Here is a 15,924-nt window from a genome sequence, read left to right on the forward strand (position 1 = left end):
CCCACCAAGTTTGCCATCGTCGAAGTCAACCAGTCCGCGACCGCTTATAACGAGCTGGTCAAGGTGAAGGATGGCGCCGATGTGACCGTCACCTGGAATATCTGGAACGGCGATATCGGCCAGAGTGCCAAGGTGCTGCTGGATGGCAAGGAGGTGTGGTCCGGTCCCGCTTCCGCCGCGGGTACCGCCACCTTCAAGGTGCACAAGGGGGGCCGCTATCAGATGCAGGTCGCGCTGTGCAACGGCGATGGCTGCACCCTGTCTGATGCCAAGGAGATCGTGGTCGCCGATACCGATGGCAGCCACCTTGCGCCGCTCAAGCCTGCCCTGCAGGAGAATAACAAACCCTATGTCAACAAGTCCGGCAAGGTGGTCGGTACCTACTATGTGGAGTGGGGGGTCTATGATCGCAACTTCACCGTGGACAAGCTGCCGACCCAGAACCTGACCCATATCCTCTATGGCTTCACCCCGATCTGTGGCGGTGATGGCCTCAACGACAGCCTCAAAGAGATTGCCGGCAGCTTCCAGGCGTTGCAACGAGCCTGCGCCGGGCGCAAGGATTTCCAGGTCGCCATTCACGATCCCTGGGCCGCGCTGCAAAAAGGGCAGGGGTCACTGGTTGCCTGGGATGAGCCCTACAAGGGCAACTTCGGTAATCTGATGGCCCTCAAACAGGCCTATCCGGACCTGAAGATCCTCCCCTCCGTCGGTGGCTGGACCCTCTCCGACCCCTTCTTCTTCATGCATGACAAGGCCAAGCGTGACGTGTTCGTCGCCTCGGTCAAAGAGTTCCTGCAGACCTGGAAGTTCTTCGACGGTGTCGATATCGACTATGAGTTCCCGGGCGGGGACGGCGCCAACCCCAATCTGGGGGACAAGACCAAAGATGGTGAAACCTATGTGCTGATAATGAAGGATCTGCGCGCCATGCTCGACGAGCTGGAGGCCGAGACCGGTCGCACCTATCAGCTCACCTCCGCCATCGGGGCCGGTTACGACAAGATTGAGGATGTGGATTACAAGGCTGCCCAGCAGTACATGGATCACCTCTTCGTGATGAGTTACGACTACAACGGTGCCTGGAGCAATACCTCCCTGGGTCATCAGGCCAACCTCTATCAGGCCACCAACGGCTCGGCCAACAAGCGCTACAACACTGATGCAGCGGTGCAGCAGTTGCTGGCGCAGGGGGTCGACTCCGGGAAGCTGGTGATCGGTGCCGCCGCCTACGGTCGCGGCTGGAAAGGGGTGAGCGGATATCAGGGCAACGATCCCTTCACCGGCACCGCCACCGGCAAGATCAAGGGCACCTGGGAAGATGGCGTGCTGGATTATCGCCACATCGTCAACAGCCATATGGGCGCAGGCTGGGAGTACAACTACGACGAGACTGCCGAAGCGGCCACCCTGTTCAAGCCCTCCACCGGCGAGCTGATCACCTATGACGACGAGCGCTCGGTCAAGGCGAAAGGCCAATACGTGCTGGCCAACAAGCTGGGCGGGCTCTTCTCTTGGGAGATCGATGCCGACAATGGCGACATCCTCAACGCCATGCATGAAGGTCTCGGTCACGGTGAAGGGGTTACCCCACCAGCCAACAAGCCGCCAGTAGCCAACGCGGGCAGCGATTTGAGTGTCACCGGCCCGACCGAGGTGACGCTGAACGGCTCCGCCTCCCACGACCCGGAAAATGGCACCCTCACCTATAGCTGGAAGCAGGTCTCCGGCCCGCAGGCCGCTCTGCTTGATGCCACTCAGGCCAAGGCCCGGGTTGTACTCGATGCCGTGTCCGCCGACATCAATCTGGTGTTCGAGCTGACGGTGACCGATGACCATCAACTGACCGCCAGGGATCAGGTGGTGGTGACCAACAAGGCGCCGCAGCCCAACCTGCCTCCGGTGGTCACTCTGCCCGCCAGCGTCAAGGTGGAAGAGGGCAAGCAGGTGACCATCACCGCCAAGGCATCCGACCCCAATGGCGACGAGCTGATCTACCAGTGGCAAGTGCCTGCCGGTATCACGGCGAGCGGCCAGAACAGCGCCACCCTGGTGGTCACCGGCCCGGCGGTGGATGTCGAAACCGGTTATGACCTCTCTGTGACCGTCTCCGATGGCGCACTCGATGCCAACGCGGCCACCCGTCTCACCGTCACGCCAATCAACGAAGGTGGTGAGGGGGGCTCTTGCAACACCACCGACCCGGAAGCAGCCAACGTTCCCGCATGGCAGGCCAGCAAGGTCTACAACGGCGGTGACAAGGTGAGCCATAACCAGCTGGTATGGCGTGCCAAGTACTGGACTCAGGGTAATGAGCCGAGTCGCGCCGCCGATCAGTGGGCGCTGCTGAGTCAGGTTGAGCTGGGCTGGAACGCAGCCGTTGCCTACAACGGCGGGGATCTCACCAACCACAACGGCCGTCAGTGGAAGGCCAAGTGGTGGACTCAAGGCAATGAGCCGGGCAAGCACGATGTCTGGCTGGATATCGGGGCAGCAAGCTGTAACTGAGGCCTCCTCACCGATGACGGGGCATGGCGACATGCCCCTCATTCCCGGTAGCAATATGAACGAGAACCCGACAATGACCACAAATGTGACCCGAATCGCAGCCCTCATCATGGCAACCCTGGCGGCTGGCCCCCTGTCTGCCGCCACCTCGCCCCTGATATTCAATGACACGACACCGCAAAGCGATCTGGCGGGCAGTCTGGCTGCCAGCGTGCTGTTTGCCCAGAGCCAGATCCTGCCGTCCCATCCCAAAGAGGGGGATCGCCAACCCATCCTGACCAGCCTGCGCAAGAGCCTGCTGCTGGTGCAACCGCTTCAGGCCGACGGGGTGACCCCCATGACTGTGGAGGCCCGTGACGGCAGCGGCAAGCTGCTTGGCACCCTGACCTTGTCGCCCCCATCGGCGCTGCCAGAGACTGTCTACCACCTCGCGGGGGTTCCAGAAGGGGGAGTGAGTTTCATCCCGGAGAGCGGCACCACTGCCGTCATCAGCAGCAGTGCTGATTTGGCCAAACTGAACGACAAGAGCGGCGCCTTCCTCAAGGAACGGCTGACTGGTCGCGCGCTGGTGGAGATCCAGACCGCCGACGGCCGCTGGGTTCGGGATATTTACCTGCCCGTGAGCCCGGAGCTGGAGGGCAAGATGGTGCGGATCCGCTCCAGCGCCGGTTATAACTCGACGGCCTTCTATGGCGAGCGACAGGTGACCGTCTCCCGTGGCCAGACCCTGCAGTTCAAGTTTGCCAATGGGCAGTGGTTCCGTGAGGGGGAGCTGGAGAACAACCGCATCACCTATGCAGCGGATACCTGGAGCGGCGAGCTGCCTGCCGAGTGGATCCAGCCCGGACTGAACCTCTCCGTTCGTCAGGGCAATCTCAGTGGTGAACTGCGTGACATCAAGGTCGGCGCCCCCGGCGAGCTGCTGCTGCACACCATCGACATCGGCATGCTCACCACACCACGGGATCGCTTTGCCTTTGCCAATGACAAGGAGGCCCATCGCGAATACTTCCAGACCATTCCGGCCAGCCGGATGATTGTCAGTCAGTATGCACCGCTCTCCCTACCTGAGGTGATGCTGCCCAACGGCACATTGCTGACCGATTTTGACCCGAGCGAAGGGGGCTGGCATGGCGGCACCATGCGTCAGCGCATCGGCAAGGAGCTTATCTCCCACGGTATCGACAATGCCAACTACGGCATCAACAGCAGTGCCGGTGAAGGGGAAGGAAGCCATCCCTTTGTGGTGGCCCAGCTGACGGCGCACAACAGCCGCGGCAAATATGCCAATGGGGTTCAGGTGCACGGTGGCTCAGGTGGCGGTGGCATCGTCACGCTGGATGATTCGCTGGGCAACGAGTTCAGCCACGAGGTGGGCCATAACTTCGGCCTTGGCCACTATGTGGATGGTTTCCGCGGCTCGGTTCATCGCAGTGCCGATCAGCTCAACTCCAGCTGGGGCTGGGACAGTGACAAACACCGTTTCATCCCCAACTTCTCGCCGACCCGCACCAATGAGGATGCCTGTCTGGATGACCAGTGCCAGCCGCCGTTCGATGGCCGCAAGTTTGGCCACGATGCGATGGCGGGCGGCCGCCCTCTCTCCGGCGCCAACCGTTTCACCCTCTATACCCCCAATTCGGCCGCCATCATCCAGCGTTTTCTGGAGAGCAAGGCGGTGTTCGATGCCAACTCGGCCACCGGCTTTAGCAAGTGGAACAGTGCGATGGCCAGGATGGAGCCCTATCAGCACACAATCGAGGGGATCGAGAAGGTCGATGCCCCCATGGATGCCCTGAGTGAGGCCGGACTGAGTGCCCTGCTGACGGATTACGGCTTGGTCAGGGTTGCCATGTGGGATGGACGCTGGACTCGTGATATCCGGGTGCCGGTTGCCTCTGCGGACAACCGGGGGCGCAGTCTGACCATCGATCACGGGGCCGGTTACAACAGTCGCCTCTTTATCAACGGCAAGGAAATTGTGGTGAACCGGGGCTTCAAGAAGAGCTTCACCTCGGATGGCCAGAGCTGGGTGGAGGTCTCCCTCATCGATACCAAGGTTGCGCGCAAGCCCGAGCAATTCGGCGTGCCGGTGACCACTCTGGTGGGCTATTACGACCCGCAGGGGAGTCTGCCCAGCTACATCTATCCGGCGCTGCACGGCGCCTACGGCTTCACCTACCCGGATGACAGCAACACCCTGTCCGGCAATGACTGCCAGTTGCAGGTAGAGACCCGCGATGGTCTGCAGCGCTTCAGGCTGGCCAATCACCGGGCGGCCAGTAGTGTCATGAACAAGTTCCACATCAACCTGCCCACCGCCAGCGAGCCCGGCCGCGCCACCATCCAGTGCCGTGGCCAGACACTGGTACAGCAGAGCTTGCTGCCACCGCAGCAGACCCTCTCCTTTACCGTCAACGGGCGGCCGCTGGAGCAGGGCGTGGTCGAGAACCAGCCTCCGGTGGTGACCGTGCCGGCGCAGCTCGGCGGCATCGGCGGTGAGTGGCTGACCATCACTGCCGAGGCGAGGGATCCCGAGGGGGATGCGCTGAGCTACCGCTGGCACTTCCCGGCGGGCTGGTAGGCGGAAGGCGAGACCAGTGCCAACCTGCGTCTGTTACCGCCGGCTGTCACCACCAGCGAACAGCATGAGCTGAGTGTGAGCGTCTCGGACGGGGTACATCAGAGCGAAGGGCGCATCGTGCTGACGCTGGAGCCCGTGGTCGACGGCTCTTGCAACACCACAGATCCGGAAGCGGCGAATGTTCCCGCATGGCAGGCCAGCAAGGTCTACAACGGCGGTGACAAAGTGAGTCACAACCAGCTGGTATGGCGTGCCAAGTACTGGACTCAGGGCAATGAACCGGGCCGCGCCGCCGATCAGTGGGCGCTGGCGAGTCAGGTTGAGCTGGGCTGGAGCGCGACCGTTGCCTACAACGGCGGTGAGCTGACCAACCACAACGGCCGTCAGTGGAAGGCCAAGTGGTGGACTCAAGGCAACGAGCCGGGCAAGCACGATGTCTGGCTGGATGTCGGGGCGGCAAGCTGCCCCTAGGTTGAGTCCATGATGAAGATGGCGGAGCCTGTTCAGGCGGGCTCCGCTTTTTGCCACAAAACCATAGAGAGCAACAATAATGAAAAAAAACCGCATCACCCTTCTGCTTGCCGGCATGATGCTGAGCGGCCACCTGTGGGCGGCCGAGGCATACGACATCAACAAATCCTATCCGGGCGGTAGCCAGGTCAATTACAACGGCCAGGTTTTCGAGGCCAAGTGGTGGGTCAACCCGGGTCAGACTCCGGGCATGGCGGCCGCCAATGAGTGGGATACTCCGTGGAAGCTTGTCGGCGAAGGGGAAGTGACCCCACCGGACACCGGCGGCGATGACAAGCCCAATCCGCCGACACCTACCCCACCGGATGGCAGCACTACCCCCGTCTATATGAGCCAGGCCGAGCTTGATGCCAAAGAGAAGGCGCTGACCGACTTCCCGGCGATGGAAGCGGTCAAGGCCTCCATCGCTACCCGTGACAATCTGGTGGTCGAGGCGGTGCAGCCGGGTCGTGCCGACAACCCGGGCAACGTCAAGCGGGTCGAAAGCCTGTTGAGCGAGGGGCAGTTCAACTACCTGTTCCCGCTGCGCGCCCCCGAGTACACCTATCGTGGCCTGTTGCAGGCGGCGGCCAAGTTCCCGGCCCTGTGCAGCGACTACAGTGATGGCCGCGATGCCGATGCTATCTGCCGCAAGACCCTGGCAACCATGTTTGCTCACTTCGCCCAGGAGACCGGCGGCCATGAAAACTGGCGCCCGGAGGCCGAGTGGCGTCAGGCGCTGGTCTACGTGCGCGAGATGGGATGGAATGAGACCATGCGCGGCGGTTACAACGCCGAGTGCCGTCCCGATGTGTGGCAGGGTCAGCAGTGGCCGTGCGGTACTTTCGATAATGGCGAGTTCAAGAGCTACTTTGGCCGCGGCGCCAAGCAGCTCTCCTACAACTACAACTACGGCCCCTTCTCCGAGGCGATGTTCGGTACGGTACGCACCCTGCTCGACCGTCCCGATCTGGTGGCCGACACCTGGCTGAACCTGGCCAGCGCGGTGTTCTTCTATACCTATCCGCAGCCGCCCAAGCCCTCCATGCTCCATGTCATCGATGGCACCTGGCAGCCGAATGACCATGACAAGCAGAACGGTCTGGTGCCGGGCTTCGGAGTCACCACCCAGATCATCAATGGTGGGGTGGAGTGCGGTGGCCCGGTCGAGCACGCCCAGTCCCAGAACCGCATCAACTACTACCGCGAGTTTGCCAATTACCTCGGGGTGGCGGTGCCATCCGATGAGGTACTGGGTTGCAAGAACATGAAGGTGTTTGACGACAAGGGCGCCGGTGCCCTGCCCATCTACTGGGAGCAGGACTGGAGCTATGTGGCAGAGAACCCCAACGGCGGCAAGAGTTATGCGTGCAAGCTGGTGGGTTACCAGACCCGTTTCAGCGCCTTCAAGGAGGGGGATTACAGCCGCTGCGTTCAGCACTTCTATCCGGAGGTGGTGATCGAGGATAACGGCGGTGGCACCAACCTGCCGCCGGTGGCCAATATCACCGGCCCGGCGCAGGCCGAAGGTGGCAGCAAGGTAATGCTCTCTGGTCAGCACTCCAGCGATCCGGAAGGCAAGCCGCTCTCCTATGCCTGGACTATTCCGGCTGGTGCTTCTGCCCCGGCACTGGATCAGGTGGCGCTGGAGTTGACTCTGCCCAAGCCGGCCAGCGATACCAGGCTGGAGATCAAACTGACGGTCACAGATGAAGGTAATCTGAGCCGCAGCACTACCCATAGCCTGCTGGTGAAAGGGGAGGAGGGGGGCGTGACGCCGCCTGACTATCCAGCCTATAAAGAGGGGACTCCCTACAAGGCGGGCGAGCGGGTCAGCAATGGCGGTGCCAGCTACGAGTGCAAACCGCACCCCTACACCGGCTGGTGTGCAGGTGCTGCCTGGGCTTATGAGCCGGGCAAGGGTACGGCCTGGGCCGATGCCTGGATCAAGCTCTGAGCCGTTTCAGGGTTACAAGGCTTGCCGACAAGCCAGCGCACTATTCAGTGCAATGACAATCCGGAGCAATAAAAGATGGGGCCTGCGGGCCCCATTCTTGTTTGGTGGAGTTCAGGTTTGGCCGTGGAACATCTGGCCCGGACAGGACAGCGCCTCGAAAGGGCTGTGTGATGATGTGTGTTGTTTTTTTATTACATTTTCCGTGAAAGGCTTTCAGCAATTATTTGCCGTAGCGGAAGTAGTATTCACGGGTGGAGGGGGCATAGGCATCTTTCTCTACAACGCCGTTCTTGGTGGTTGCACCGCGCAGGTGGAACAGGACTGCCAGATTCTCAAACATGGTTTACCTCATCGCTCTGTCATTTATGGTTATGGTGTGTGACCTGGGTCACGGTTTGATCCTATGGTCATTTGTGAGCCAGATCAACTTTCTGTGTTGTAAATTTACATAAATCATGGAAAGGGTTTTCAAATGCAATGCCCTTTATGGAAAGGCTTTCCCGAGGTGACGGGGGAGAAGCTGCTGATCAGCCAGCAAAAGAGGCTTGAGAGCGGGGGCGTTGCACGGGGAAAGAGGCTCGCTGCACGGCCTCTCCTGTATAGGTGTTTGAGCCGATTTGTGACATAAAACAGAGAGATAGCACGCGCCTTGCTGGTAAAAACAGCGAACTGCTGCAATTTTGACTAAACGAATCAGTCGCGGCTATTTTAGGGTTGACAGCAAAGCGGGTGATGCCTATCATGCGCCTCCGTTGCCGGAGATAACTTCGTCAGCGCCGAGGTGAGTTGGGGTTATAGCTCAGCTGGGAGAGCGCTTGCATGGCATGCAAGAGGTCCGCGGTTCGATCCCGCGTAGCTCCACCAAATTCTCCTCGAACAATCTGGAATCAAAGGGGTTATAGCTCAGCTGGGAGAGCGCTTGCATGGCATGCAAGAGGTCCGCGGTTCGATCCCGCGTAGCTCCACCATGTTCCTGATTGACATGAAGTACCCAGGGCAGTGCGGTGTGTATCACCCAGGCCGACCTTTGTGGGGTTATAGCTCAGCTGGGAGAGCGCTTGCATGGCATGCAAGAGGTCCGCGGTTCGATCCCGCGTAGCTCCACCATTATTGAGGATGAATGGCCGCCAGAACCATTCATTCAGTCAGTGCCGAATTTGGGGTTATAGCTCAGCTGGGAGAGCGCTTGCATGGCATGCAAGAGGTCCGCGGTTCGATCCCGCGTAGCTCCACCAAATTCAGAGTGACGTCAGTCATTCACACACATCGGGGTTATAGCTCAGCTGGGAGAGCGCTTGCATGGCATGCAAGAGGTCCGCGGTTCGATCCCGCGTAGCTCCACCAAATTCTTGTTACAAGAAGCAAAAAGGCCACCGCATCGCGGTGGCCTTTTTGCTTTCTCCATCATTTATTTTCCCCATACGTCCGCGCCTTTCATTTGTAAATCCAATGACCTGAATGAAAAAGCCCGCGAGAGCCGCGGGCTTTGCTTGCACTATTCAAATGCGCCTGTGGTTAACGGCGACGTCGCCAGGCCAGTGGCAACAGGGCTAGCAGGCCGAGTCCCAGCGCACCACCGCCTGAGGAGGTGTCCGGTTTGGTGGCATCGCTCTCCAGTCTCAGGTCGACGATGATGGGATCATGGTCGGAGGCACTGAAGGGGTTGTCAGACTTGAGCAATGTGCCGGTGTACTGGCTGCCGTATTCGAACAGGGAGCTCTCGAAGGAGTTGATGTGCCAGTCGGCGACACCTGCCACCTTGCTTGCCAGCGCCGGGTTGGCGAGGGCGTAGTCCAGGGTGCCCAGCTCCCCGTCGTAGCTGTAGGAGATGGCTTTCTCCTTGTTGAATTTGACGTTGAGATCGATCAGGCCGTAGCTGCGAGTCACTTCGCGACCGAGCTGTTCATAGGAGTGATCACCGATAAAGGTGTGAGAGGCCGATACGATCTTCCGCTCGCTGGTGGCCGGGTTGTAGTCGGTCAGCACCCGGATCGGATCTTCCTTGGCGTAGGAGTTGAAGTCGCCAACCAGCAGCACCTGGCCCGGCAGTTTGCTGACCGCCTCACCCAGCACCTTGGCGGCAGAGACCCGGAACTCGGTGCACTTGCCCTGCAGGTCGGCCGGTTCTGTCTTGCCATCGCCATTTTCGTAGCAGCCTGACCCCTTGGATTTGAGGTGGTTGACCACCAGCGTCAGCGGTTCCTTGCTCTTGGCGAGGGTGAAGGTCTGAACCAGAGAATCGCGCTGACCGGCTGTCTTGGCCACACCACCTGTGGTGTAGCGCTGCTCCGGCAGCTTGATGACGCTGGCATCCCCGCTGGGGGTGAGCAGGGCAGGGCGGTAGATCATCGCCACCATGATGGCGTCCCCGCCGAAGAACTTGCCATCGGTAAGGGCAGTGACCGGCAGACGCACATAGGCGTAGTGTTTGCTCGCATCCTTCTGCTGTTCGTTGAGGCGAGTCACCAGATTGTGGAGGGCCGAGTTATCCTCGAATCCGTTGTTTTCCATCTCCATCAGGCCGAGCAGATCGGCATCCATTGCGGTAATGGCATTGACGATCTTGGTGCGCTGCTTCTCGAACTCAGGCTGGCTCTTGGCCCCCCGGTTGCAACCTTTGGCGTTGTCGGCATCCGCCTGATCCTTGCACAGGATATTGAGTGCGCCGCCGATGCTGGAGTGACTGGTGAAGTAGTTGAGTACGTTGAAGCTGCCGATCCGCAGATCGCTGCCAGCGAGGCGAGCCGGCGCGTCTTGACGATCCTCTTCAGGGCTGCGCAGCAGGGCGCCGGTAGTCAGGGTGATATCGCTCGGTACCACCAGACGGAAGGCATCCTTGTTGTATACGATCACCCCCTCCAGCCCGGTCAGTTGATCACCGATGCGCAGATAACCCTGATCGGCATCCCAGCCAGGGAACCAGGGCAGTACGCCATCCGGCGCTTTGTAATCAGACTCGACTACCAGACGGTTGCTGCCATTTCTGGTGGCTAGTGCGACAGCGTCCGCACTGTTGGCAACATGAAGTTGGGTCGGTTTGATCAGCGGGGTTTTGTGGGCCAACTCTACGTTGTTGCGATAGACCTTGTAGTCGAAGCCGTAGTTGCGGGTCAGGTGCAGGTCACTGCTGCTGTCGAGACGTACCCGCATCCCTTCGTGGCGATTGAGTGCCTGCGCCAGCGTCTCCCCTTCATTGACCTGCAGTACGCTGGTCGGCACATTCAGCCCTTGTGCGGTGACTTGCAGGCGGGCTTTGCTGGATTCGAAGGTGGGCTTGAGCTGGGTGCCGCCGTAATACTCCTCGACCTTGGCTTCGAGGCAGAGTTCAGACCCCGGTTTGATGTCTTTATATTTGGTCGCGAAGTCCTTGTCGTTCAGATAGACAAAGATGCCATCAGAGGTGGCCGGATTGCCATCGCCCACCGGGTCGGTCAGATAGAAACCCTTGGTCAGGCTTTGGCCCAGCGTCGTCACGATACCGCGAACGTTGAAGGTGCCCGGGCTGATTTTGCCGGTCACGTTACCGTTCTTGTCGGTCACAGTCTGGGTAGCCAGCGCGCTGGCGGAGCCTGTGCCCTGAATGGTCGGGATGGGGGTGAGTTGAGCCGGATCGGACGGGCAGACAAATGCCGCATGGGCGCCTGAGGATGCAAGTGCCAGCCCCACGGCCAGCGACAGCAGGGTGCGAGTACCTTTCATAGGTGTTCCTTTTTTATTTTTGCCAGTGATTCCATAGCCTTGGCTCGTTGACCAAGGGCGCGCATTGTCACATTTCTGGCATGTCATACCAGTGAGCCAACGCACATTAAATGAATCTGAGAAGGTGCGGGAAAGCGTTTTTATGATCCCAGTAACGATATGATTTTTTTGATAATTCAATCAATTTTAACCCTGTGATCATGACGCTTTCGTGGCAGGGGATAATTCTCTTTGAGAATAAAGATTGAGGGGATCTTGTCGCCTTCCTATACTGGGTTCGTTCCTCACGGAACCCAGGTAAAGGGCAACCGGCAGTGATGCTGGGGCGCAATGCTTCCGGTCTCGATCGTGGATCCAGATAGCGGGGTTTCCCTGGGTGAGGGGTGGTTTTTGTGGCAGGTCCATTGCCAGTTGTCTGCGCCCATCATGCAGGTTGCGATTGTTCTTTGCCTTGGTGACCAAGCCAAGACAAAACAAGGAAGATAACAATATGCAACAGCTCTTCAGACCCAGCAGGCTTGCCATGCTGGTCGCCCTTGCGGCTGCGCCCGCCTGGGCTCATGCCGCTTATCCCGCCTATAAATCCGGTACTGCCTACAAGGCTGGCGATATCGTCAGCAACGTCGGTGCCCTCTACGAGTGCAAAGAATTTCCCTATTCAGGCTGGTGCGGGGCATCCCCCTATCACTATGAGCCGGGGGTAGGTGTAGTCTGGGCAGATGCCTGGAAGCCCTATGGTGGCGAGGTGCCTCCTCCTGCACTCGGCGTAGCCATCAGCTCACCGGCTGCCGGTTCCAGCTTCAACGAAGGTACCAGCGTGGCGCTGGCGGTGAGCCTGAGCGGCCCGGTAACGGCCTTGGCCCGGGTGGAATATCTTATCGACGGCAAACTTGCTGCCACGGCCAGCGCCTCGCCCTGGGGCGCCAGCTGGAGTGCTGCGGGCGTTGGGGCGCACGCCCTGAAAGCGCGGGCGCTGGATAAGGATGGCAAGGTACTGAGCGAGGCGGATTCGAGCTTCAACGTTGCTGCAGTGGTAGCGCCAGAGGCGCCCAAGGTGAGCATCAGCAGCCCGGCCAGCGGTGCCAAGGTGACGCTGGGTCGCAGCGTGGCGGTGAGCGGCAATGTCACCGATGCCAACAACGATGTGGCCAAAGTCGAGCTGTTTGTCGATGGCAAGAAGGTAGGGGAAGACAATGCCACCCCCTGGCAGGTCAACTGGACACCCGATGCCAAGGGCAGTGCCGCCCTCAAGCTGGTTGCCACCGACAAGACCAATCTGGTCGGCGAGTCGGCGGCAGTGAACGTCACTGTCGAGGAGGCCGCGCTGCCACCATCCGGCGGCAACCTCTCCTGCGATATCCGCCAGATCTATCGTCCTGATGGCTACGAGTGCATGGGGGATGATCATGCCCGCCGGGTCATCGGCTACTTCACCTCCTGGCGCACCGGCAAGAATGGCCTGCCCGCCTATCTGGTGAGCGACATTCCGTGGAGCAAGATCACCCACATCAACTACGCCTTCGCGGCGGTGGACGAGCAGAGCCACACCATCAAGGTGGATGACTCGGCGACCAAGATGACCTGGGATGGCGTGCCGGGTGCCGAGATGGATCCGGAGTTCGCCTACAAGGGGCACTTCAACCTGCTGTCGAAGTTCAAGAAACAGTATCCGGACGTGAAAACCCTGATCTCGGTCGGCGGCTGGGCCGATACCCGCGGCTTCTACACCGCCACCACCAAGGGCGACTGCTCGGTCAACACCGATGGCATCAATGCGCTTGCCACGTCAGCGGTGAGTTTTATCCGTCAGTACGGTTTTGACGGGGTCGATATCGACTACGAATATCCCACCTCCATGAAGGATGCGGGCAATCCCAACGACTTCCCGCTCTCCAACCAGTGCCGCGGTAAGCTGTTTGCCAACTACAAGGTGATGATGCAGACCCTGCGCAGCAAGCTGGATGCGGCGGGCAGCGAGGATGGCCGCAAGTACATGCTGACCATCGCCTCGCCAGCTTCCGCCTATCTGCTGCGCGGCATGGAGAACTTCCAGGTCACCCAGTACCTCGACTACGTCAACCTGATGACCTACGACTTCCACGGTGCCTGGAACCACTTTGTCGGCCACAACGCCGCCCTGTTTGACAACAAGGCAGACGCCGAGCTGGCGCAGTGGGGCGTCTACACCCAGAAAGAGTTTGGCGGCATCGGCTACCTCAACGCAGCCTGGTCTGCTCACTACTTCCGTGGTGCGCTGGCGGCCGGCAAGATCAACGTGGGCGTACCCTATTACACCCGCGGTTGGCAGGGGGTCAGCGGTGGCACCCACGGTCTGGGTGGCAAGGCTGCACTGCCGAGCCAGAGCAATTGCCAGCCGGGTACCGGTGGCGGCACCATTCCGTGCGGTAACGGGGCGGTCGGCATCGACAACATCTGGCACGATCTGGACAAGAACGGCAAGGAGATCGGCGGTGGCGCCGTCCCCATGTGGCATGCCAAGAACCTGGAGCACGCAGCCGATTTGGGGATCACCAGCATGCCGAGCTACGGTCAGGCCTGGGGTCTGGATCCCAACAACCCGGCCCACGTGATGCAGGGCAAGTATGTCCGTTACTACGACGACAAGGCTCATGCCCCCTGGCTGTGGAACGAGGAGAAAAAGGTGTTCCTCTCCACCGAGGATGAGGAGTCCATGGGTCACAAGCTCGACTACATCGTCAATCGTGGTCTGGGTGGCGTGATGTTCTGGGAGATGGCGGGTGATTACGCCTACGATCCGGTGAAAAAAGAGTACGGCATGGGGGATACCCTGACCACGCTCGCCTACGACAAGTTTGCCAAGGCGAGCAAGTACAACGCCAAGCAGAACGATCTGGCAGCTCCGGCGGCACAGCTCGACATCGCGGTGAGCCTCTCCGGCTTCAAGGAGGGTGATTCCAACTATCCGATCAACCCGACCCTGAAGCTTACCAACAACTCGACCCAGACCATTCCGAGCGGCGCCCGCATCGAGTTCCTGGTGCCAACCTCTACCTCTGACACCATCACCGACCAGAGCGGGATGGGGCTGAAAGTGGTGGAGAGCGGAGGCAACCAGAACTCCGATGGCATTGCCAACGAGAAGGATTTCCACAAGGTGGCTCTGACGCTGCCGACCTGGAAAGCCTGGACGCCGGGCAGCGATGTGGAAGTGGCGATGACCTACTATCTGCCGGCCGCTGGCGTGCCGAGTGGCATCCGTATCATCAGCGGCAGCCAGACCGCGGGTCTCAAGGCCGAGTTCCCGACCTTGCCGGAGGCCGTACTGGGCTCGGGCGGTGGTGAGGGCGGTACGACCTGCAGCAGCCAGAATATCAATCCGGCAGCCTATAAGGCTTACCCGACCTGGCCGCAAGGGGATCATGCCAACGCAGGCGATCGCATCACCCACAACAAGGTGGTGTGGCAGGCCAACTGGTGGACCAGCAGTGAACCCAAGACCACCGATGGCAGCTGGAAGTCTGTCTGTAGTTATTGATTTTTAAATCAAGGAGATAAGTGAGGCTTAGGCCTCACTTTTTTTATCTGCATGGTCGATCTGGTTGAAAATGCGTCTGCCTTTCCTGGCAGGCAGCCTCTATAATAGAAGTCGATTAATAATCAGATGGATGTCAGCATATGGCGAGTATATTGGATTCAGTTGATCAACGAACCCAGCTGGTAGGGGAAAACCGCCTGGAGTTGTTGATGTTCCGTCTCGGCACCCGCCAGATGTTTGCCATCAACGTCTTCAAGGTGCGAGAAGTGGTCAAGCTGCCGCACCTCAACAAGATGCCGGGCTCTCACCACAATATCAGCGGGGTAGCCAATATCCGCGGCACCTCGATCCCGGTGATCAATCTGCGCAGCGCCATCGGCATGCGTCCCATGCCGGTCGATAGCGAATCCAACCTCATCATCACCGAATACAACCGCACCATTCAGGGCTTTCTGGTGGGCCAGGTAGCCAACATCGTCAACATGACCTGGAAGGATATCCTGCCGCCGCCGCGCTCGGCCGGGCGCGCCAACTATCTCACCGCCATTACTCGCATTCCGGAAGACGGGGTGGATCAGATTGTCGAGATCATCGATGTGGAGAAGGTGCTGGCGGAGATCATCACCTACGACATCAGCATCTCCGAAGAGGTGCTGGATCGGGATATTCTGCCCGAGATGCATGGCCGCAAGGTGCTTATCGTCGATGACTCCAGCACAGCCCGCAATCAGGTACGCGAGACGCTGGGGCAGCTGGGGCTCGAGGTTATCGAGTGTCAGGACGGCTTGCAGGCACTGACCCTGCTCAAAGGGTGGTGCGATGCCGGCAAGAAGGTGACCAACGAGATCCTGTTGATGATCACCGATGCGGAGATGCCGGAGATGGATGGCTACCGCCTGACCCACGAAGTGCGCAGCGATCCGCGCATGGCCGATCTCTTCATCACCCTCAACACCTCCCTGAGCGGCAACTTCAACGAAGCCATGGTCAAGAAGGTGGGGTGTGACCGCTTTATCTCCAAATTCCAGCCCGACCTGCTGGTCGGCGTGGCGCAGGAGCGGTTGCGTCAGGTTCTCGAAAAGTAACCCGCCATACAGTTTGCAATAAAAAACATCCCGCCTCGGCGGGATGTTTTTTATCTGCCGTCGT

At 59.8% G+C, this 15,924-nt stretch carries 7 protein-coding genes, 5 tRNA genes and 1 riboswitch; of the genes, 11 read left to right on the forward strand and 1 reads right to left on the reverse strand.

Going from position 1 to position 15,924, the window contains the following annotated elements:
- The 9 genes from AB5Y92_RS17185 to AB5Y92_RS17225 form a co-directional block, all read left to right on the forward strand.
- Positions 1-2,508: glycosyl hydrolase family 18 protein (locus tag AB5Y92_RS17185; protein ID WP_368227232.1), on the forward strand; the 2,508-nt coding region annotated here is incomplete at its 5' end.
- 73 nt (positions 2,509-2,581) lie between these two features.
- Entirely contained in the window at positions 2,582-5,092 is a 2,511-nt protein-coding gene (locus tag AB5Y92_RS17190; RefSeq protein WP_368227233.1) for a M66 family metalloprotease, read from the forward strand.
- A gap of 75 nt (positions 5,093-5,167) precedes the next feature.
- Positions 5,168-5,563 (forward strand): carbohydrate-binding protein, encoded by a 396-nt coding sequence (locus AB5Y92_RS17195; RefSeq protein ID WP_368227234.1) that lies wholly within the window; start codon positions 5,168-5,170, stop codon positions 5,561-5,563.
- A gap of 79 nt (positions 5,564-5,642) precedes the next feature.
- The gene (locus AB5Y92_RS17200) at positions 5,643-7,559 is read left to right on the forward strand and encodes a glycoside hydrolase family 19 protein (protein ID WP_368227235.1); all 1,917 of its coding nucleotides are present in this window, start codon (positions 5,643-5,645) and stop codon (positions 7,557-7,559) included.
- 788 nt (positions 7,560-8,347) lie between these two features.
- A tRNA-Ala gene (locus AB5Y92_RS17205) sits at positions 8,348-8,423 on the forward strand.
- Between the two features lie 28 nt (positions 8,424-8,451).
- Positions 8,452-8,527, forward strand: a tRNA-Ala gene (locus AB5Y92_RS17210).
- A 63-nt stretch (positions 8,528-8,590) separates the two neighbouring features.
- Positions 8,591-8,666, forward strand: a tRNA-Ala gene (locus AB5Y92_RS17215).
- Between the two features lie 52 nt (positions 8,667-8,718).
- Positions 8,719-8,794, forward strand: a tRNA-Ala gene (locus tag AB5Y92_RS17220).
- Positions 8,795-8,827: 33 nt separating this feature from the next.
- Positions 8,828-8,903: transfer RNA gene (locus AB5Y92_RS17225), tRNA-Ala, on the forward strand.
- A gap of 171 nt (positions 8,904-9,074) precedes the next feature.
- On the opposite strand, the gene AB5Y92_RS17230 is transcribed toward AB5Y92_RS17225, so the two are convergent.
- The gene (locus tag AB5Y92_RS17230; RefSeq protein ID WP_368227236.1) at positions 9,075-11,258 is read right to left on the reverse strand and encodes an ExeM/NucH family extracellular endonuclease; all 2,184 of its coding nucleotides are present in this window, start codon (positions 11,256-11,258) and stop codon (positions 9,075-9,077) included.
- Between the two features lie 293 nt (positions 11,259-11,551).
- A riboswitch (cyclic di-GMP riboswitch) is annotated at positions 11,552-11,633 on the forward strand.
- A gap of 148 nt (positions 11,634-11,781) precedes the next feature.
- On the opposite strand from AB5Y92_RS17230, the gene AB5Y92_RS17235 reads away from it, so the two are divergent.
- Together AB5Y92_RS17235 and AB5Y92_RS17240 are read left to right on the forward strand one after the other, a co-directional pair.
- A complete protein-coding gene (locus AB5Y92_RS17235; protein WP_368227237.1) occupies positions 11,782-14,775 on the forward strand; it encodes a glycosyl hydrolase family 18 protein in 2,994 nt (997 codons plus the stop codon).
- A 140-nt stretch (positions 14,776-14,915) separates the two neighbouring features.
- Entirely contained in the window at positions 14,916-15,860 is a 945-nt protein-coding gene (locus AB5Y92_RS17240; protein WP_033112748.1) for a chemotaxis protein CheV, read from the forward strand.
- Positions 15,861-15,924: the final 64 nt, after the last annotated feature.

The organism is Aeromonas sp. R1-1 (assembly GCF_040908495.1).
Classification (GTDB): domain Bacteria; phylum Pseudomonadota; class Gammaproteobacteria; order Enterobacterales; family Aeromonadaceae; genus Aeromonas; species Aeromonas veronii.